The organism is Protofrankia sp. CiP1_Cm_nod4 (assembly GCF_982290645.1).
In genome coordinates, this window is sequence record NZ_CEVIVC010000112.1 from 10,663 (window position 1) to 16,198 (window position 5,536).

4 protein-coding genes are annotated in these 5,536 nt (G+C 73.1%); all 4 read right to left on the reverse strand.

All coding sequences use genetic code 11. From position 1 onward, the window contains the following. On the reverse strand, positions 1–1,159 hold a 1,159-nt coding region (locus AC5LSR_RS18200), incomplete at its 3' end, for an HNH endonuclease signature motif containing protein (protein ID WP_493468719.1). Positions 1,160–1,792: 633 nt separating this feature from the next. Further along, on the reverse strand, positions 1,793–3,379 hold the full coding sequence (locus AC5LSR_RS18205; RefSeq protein ID WP_493468720.1) for a Mur ligase family protein: 1,587 nt from the start codon (positions 3,377–3,379) through the stop codon (positions 1,793–1,795). Beyond that, positions 3,327–4,655 (reverse strand): MurL-like N-terminal domain-containing, encoded by a 1,329-nt coding sequence (locus AC5LSR_RS18210; RefSeq protein WP_250285162.1) that lies wholly within the window; start codon positions 4,653–4,655, stop codon positions 3,327–3,329. Before AC5LSR_RS18210 ends, AC5LSR_RS18205 begins: the two co-directional genes overlap by 53 nt. Continuing rightward, positions 4,652–5,536: peptidoglycan editing factor PgeF (gene pgeF, locus AC5LSR_RS18215; RefSeq protein WP_250291942.1), on the reverse strand; the 885-nt coding region annotated here is incomplete at its 5' end. The genes AC5LSR_RS18210 and pgeF, both read right to left, overlap by 4 nt.

The window sequence follows — 5,536 nt, forward strand, 5'->3', positions numbered from 1 at the left end:
TAGTAGGCGTGGTTGTGGACGCCGGGGGTGTGGGTGGAGCGGGATCGTCCCAGGGCTCGGGCACGCTGGGATAGGTCCGCCCGGTCGGGGCGGTCCAGAGCACCGTGTCGGTGTCGCTATCGGTGCGTTGTACCATCCAGCCGCCGTCATGTTTCGCTCTGTGATGCCGTCGGCACAGGGTGAGCAGATTCTCCTCGCTGGTGGGCCCGCCGGTGCTGTGGGGCTGGATGTGGTCGAGGTCGCAGAACCGAGCGGGTTTCCGGCAGCCGGGGAACCGGCAGGTCCGCTGCCGGGTGCGTAGCAGCCGGGCCAGCCCAGGTGCGGGGAACCGGCGGCTGACTTCGACGGGCCGGTCGCCCTGAGCCGGGTCGGTGAGCACTCGTCGCCAGGTGGCATCCGTGGCGAGCTCACGGGCGAGGGCTGCGGGGATCGGCCCGTACCCGGCCAGTTCCCCGGGGACGTCACTGGCCCCGGCGAGCGTCGCCGCGGACACCAGCACCCCGATCTCTACCGACACCTCGGCTCCCCGGTCGCGGCCGAGGAGCAGGTCGACCAGCGCGTCGGCGCGGCGGGCGTCCATGCCGGGAGCCTCCTGCGGATCGGCGACCTGACGGGCCAGCGCGTCCAGGCGCTGGTAGGCGGCCTGGGCGTCGACCGCGGGCAGCAACGCCCACAGCTCGGCCATGCCGTCCTCGGCGGTGCGGAGCTGGACCTGCCGCTCGGTGCGGGCATGGGCGTGCCGACGTCGGGCGCCATCCGGATCCGTCGCCAGTACGGCGCGGCGCAGGGCTTGGCGGAAGAGGCTGTGGCTGGCTCGCCCACCGCGAGCGAGCACCCGTTGTTCGACAGTGGCGGCTTTCTCGGCGGGGAGCGCGGCGGTGCTCTCCGCGACCGCGCGGACCCGGCCCAGGTCGATGTCACCGGCTTCCAGCGCGGTGAGGGTGGCGGGCAGCCGGTCGACGACGGTGACCGCCAGCTCCAGGCCGGCCGCCGCGGCGGCCGGGGACAACGCCAGCTCGGCGGCGATCTCCTCCGCGGCCCAGCCTGGCCCGGCCCGCTTCGCCTCCCCCGGCGGGGTGGGCCGCAGCGCGGCGAACCGGGCCTGCGCCCGCAGCATCACCGCCTCCAGCCCGGCGATCCGCTTCCGTACAGCCGCCATCAGGGACAGGCAACCATCCGCATCACAGCCCTCCACCGCTGGCAGGCCGCCGCCCGCGCCGTCGGCCGCCAGCGCTGGTGGACCGCCGCCCGCGCCACCGCGCTCCACCACGGACAGGCCGTCGGCCGCATCACCGCCCCTCGCCGCTGGCGGACCGATAGCCGGGTCGGCGATGGTCGCTACAGAATCGAACATACGTACGAGTCTACTCGATTATCCGGACATTTCCACCACCTGGCGATGGCCGGTCCGCCGCGCCTCTGCGCGTACGCCGTTCGCGTGCACGCACTCCGGATTTTTACGGAAAGTATCAAATTGACTACTAAAAGTCGTCAGGACTTCTGGCCGGCGACGCGTGCCCCGGTTGGGGACGGGACGGTCGGGGCAACCCGCATCGACGAGAAGGACGCCGAGTGATCGTCATCCGGTTGAGGACGGGACGGTCGGGGCGACCGGTTCGCGCGGTCATCCCGCGGTCATCCGGAGAGGCTGGGAGCCAGCTTCTGAACCGCACTGCCACGGCTGCCACGGCTGTCGCCGCGGCGGCACGGCCCGTGCTCTCGGCCCGCGCCGTTGTCATCGTCCCTGGGCCCAGCTGTCATGAGGCTGCCCACGCTCAGGTGGTATTTCCGTTCAGGTGGCGCGGCAGTTGCGCATGGCGTGGGCGAAGGCGGCGCCGCGGTCGCGGTAGTCGCGGAAGCGGCCGAAGCTCGCCGCCGCCGGCGAGAGCAGGACGACGCCGTCGGGTCTCGCCCAGCGGTAGCCCTCGGCGACGGCGGTGGCGAGATCGGGCGTGTCCACGACGGTGACGTGCGGGCCGGCGCCGGCCTGGGTGACCTGGCGGCGGATGTCCGGGCCGTTGTCCGGCACGGTGAGGACGAACGTGTCCAGGCTGCGGCCGCGCAGGCCGACCGCGAGCGGGCTGTAGTCGATGCCGCGGCTGTAGCCGCCGACGATGAGCGCGACCCGGCGGCTGTCGAAGGCGTCCACGGCCGCCAGCGTCGGCAGGACGTTCGTCGACAGGCTGTCGTCGACGAAGCTGACCCCGTCCACCGAGCCGATCATCTTCAGGCGGCTGTCCAGGCCGGTGAAGCCCGCCGCGGCGGCCCGCAGCGCGTCGTCGTCGTCCGCCTCGGGCACACCGAGCGCACGCAGGCAGGCCCTGGCGATCATTGCGTTGCGCCGGTTGTGCCGGCCGAGCAGTCCCAACGGGCGGGTCCAGTCACCGGCGTCACCGGTGGCATCAACGCCGACGTAGCTGATGGCGCCAGCAGGGCCGACAGCTACGCCGGAGCCAGCGATACCGACAGCGCCGGCAGCGCCAGCGGTATCAACCGGGCTGGCGGTATCAACCGGGCTGGCGGTATCAACCGGGCTGGCGGTATCAACCAGGCTGGTGGGTCCAACCGGTCCAACCGGGCTGGCGGGGCCAACCGGGCGGGCGGGGCCGGCGATGTCGGCGGAGCCGTCGTCGGCGTGCACCCAGTGCACCTTCGGGCCGAGGAGGTGCCGGTGGGCGCGGATCAGGTCGCTGTCGCCGTTGGCGACGGTCAGTTCGGCGCCGGGCTGCGAGCAGGCGGACAGCTTGTCGCGGTAGTACGTCTCGGGGTCGTTGTCGTGCCAGGGCAGATGATCGGGATGCAGGGAGGTCAGCGCGACCACCGGCGGGGAGCAGGCCAGGTCGGCCGCCTGGTAGCTGGAGATCTCGACGACCCAGAAGTCATAGTCGCCGCCGGCCTGTGGGTCGTGCGGCGGCAGGCCGATGTTGCCCGCGACCAGGCAGCGGTAGCCGAGCCGGGTCAGCAGGTGCCCGGCGATCGCCGAGGTGGTGCTCTTGCCCTTGGTGCCGGTCACGCACAGCACCTTCGAGCGGTCGGCTTCGGCGAGCCACAGGCCCACCCCGCCGACCACCGGGATGCCGCGCCGCTGAAGGGCCCGCACGGTCTCGCCGTAGCGGGAGATCCCCGGCGTCTTGACGACGACGTCACAGCGGGTGAGGGCGTCGAACCCGCCGGCGGCGGTCGTCAGCAGCGGCCTGCCGTCGACGTGGGCCCGGCCGGGGGCGTCGTCGACGAGCACCGGGTCGATCCCCCGGGCGAGGCAGGCCCGCAGGTTGGCCTCGCCCTCGCGTCCCAGGCCGTAGATGCCGACCGCGCGGCCGCGCAGGTCAGACCAGGAGATCGTCGGGCGCATACCGGTCCGGGACGAAGTGGCGGCCATGGGGGACGAGCAGTTTCTCGGGCGCGGGCTCCTCGGGCAGGGGGCCGAGCGCGGCCAGCACGGCGGAGCCGGCCCGGTCAGCCCGCGGGGCGGCCAGCGCGGTGGCGGCCCGGCACTCGGTGATGTCACCGACGCATTCCCAGGGCTTGTTGTCCGCGGACAGCCCCAGCAGGGTGCGGAACCGGCCCAGCAGTGTCACGTCGGCCAGCGGCTCGCGGCCGTCGAACACCTGCCGCAGCGCCGGCTCGGCGATGAAGGGAGCGAGAATCAGGTCGATGAAACAGCATTTGTCGCACCGGCCGCACCACCTGTCCAGCCGCTGCGCCGGGTCGATGTGGAAGGCACGGTTGCAGCTGCGGAAATGGTCGAAGTACTGCGGCAGCGCGGCGAACCGGCGGGCGATCCACAGTTCGGTGAACGGGCGCAGCAGCGAGAAGTAGTCCGGGCCGCCGGCCAGCGTTTCCGCCAGCACCGAGCGCAGGGAGTTCTCGAACGCCTCGCTCTTGGAATACTGGTGGTTGACGGACCGGCCGTCGACCTCGATGGTGCCCACCGACGCGGACCACTCGTTGGACATCACCACGGCGTCCCGCCCGTCCAGGACGGCCGCCAGGAGCGCGATCGCCGAGAGGATTCCGGTGACCGGGACGTGCCCGTTGAGAAAACCGAGCTCCGCCGACCGCAGCAGCTGGGGGTCGATGAGCCGTTCCGCCCGCACGACCGGGAAGCCGGTGACGCGGGCGGGCCGTTCGATGGCGTCGAAGCGGTCCCCGGGCCGGTTGACCACGAACAGCGCCGGGTCCTTCGCCAGCGGCCGGAGGAGCTCCGCGGTGACGATGGAGTCCACCCCGCCGCCGAAGGGCACCAGCGGCCGGCTCTCCCGCGGGCTGAACGCCACCGGCGCCGTCCGTTCCAGCCGGGGGCCGACGATCCGCAGGCCGGAGAGGTCGAGGTTGTTGCGGTAGGCGAACTCGCCCAGGCCGTCCAGGTAGAACTCGCGGAGGAAGGCGCGTTCGATGTCCGTCACCGCGGTGTCGCCGAGGTCGACCACCGGCGGGGCGGCGGACTTGTAGTAGGAGACCGCGGCCAGCAGGAATATCAGCCGGGCCGTCTCGGCGGCGGCCGGCTCGTCCCAGGCGCCGCCGCCGGGGAAGGTGATCTCCTCGCGGAAGTCCCGCCCGTCGAGCCGGTAGCGGCACACCAGCCGGTTACGGGACGTGTCGATGTCGTAGCCGACGTAGTGGAAGCTCTCCCCGCGCGGGGGTGACACCGTCATGAGCGGTCCTTTCCGCGCGGCTGGACCGGCTGGTCCTTGCCGCGCAGCCGGGCCACGGCGGCGAACCGGCCGCACGGGCCGCCGGCCCGATGGCTGAAGAACGGTGTGCCCGGACCGCCGGTGCCGATGGCGGTGACGTGCACCTGACCTGCCGGTACACCCGCGGCGACCAGCTGCAGGGTGTTGGCCCGCCACAGGTCGAAGGCCCACCGGCCGGTGCCGTCGGGCCGCGCCACCTCGTCGAGCCGGTCACCGAAGGCGGTGCGGGCCGCGTCGACGACGTCCGCGCCGACCTGGTAGCGGTCGGGCTGGATGGCCGGCCCGACGCAGGCGACGATGTCACGCGGGTCGCTGCCGAGCTGGCGCATGGCCGTCACCGCGGCGGGGGTGGCCCCGCGGACGGTCCCGCCCCAGCCGGCGTGCACGCAGGCCAGGACACCGGCCACCGGGTCGTGCAGGACAAGCGGGACACAGTCGGCCGCCAGGACGGCGAGGACGACACCGGGCACCGCGGTCACGAGCGCGTCGGTCGCCGGTATCGCGTCCGCGGCCGAGCGGGCGCCCCGGCCGCGGTGCTCGTCGGTGACGACGGCCACGTCGCGGCGGTGGACCTGCTCGCAGAACACGAAGTCGTCGAGGTCCGCGTCGAGCGCGGCGGCCACCGTCGCCCGGTTCGCCAGCACAGCCGCGTCGTCGTCCCCGACATGCAGGCCGAGGTTCAGCGAGGCGTAGCGGCCCATGGACACCCCGCCGTCGCGGGTCGTGACGAAGGCGTCCACGGCGTGTCCGCTCAGGGCCGGCCAGCGCAGCACCCGCAGGCCCGAGGCGGTCCACTGGAACCGCCCTCCGACCGCGTTAGCCGGCGTCCTGCCCGTGGACGC

Bases quoted from the DNA above. Each gene is read 5' to 3' on its own strand.
- AC5LSR_RS18205 (WP_493468720.1), bottom strand. From the start codon at position 3,379: ATGGCCGCCACTTCGTCCCGGACCGGTATGCGCCCGACGATCTCCTGG.
- AC5LSR_RS18210 (WP_250285162.1), bottom strand. From the start codon at position 4,655: ATGACGGTGTCACCCCCGCGCGGGGAGAGCTTCCACTACGTCGGCTAC.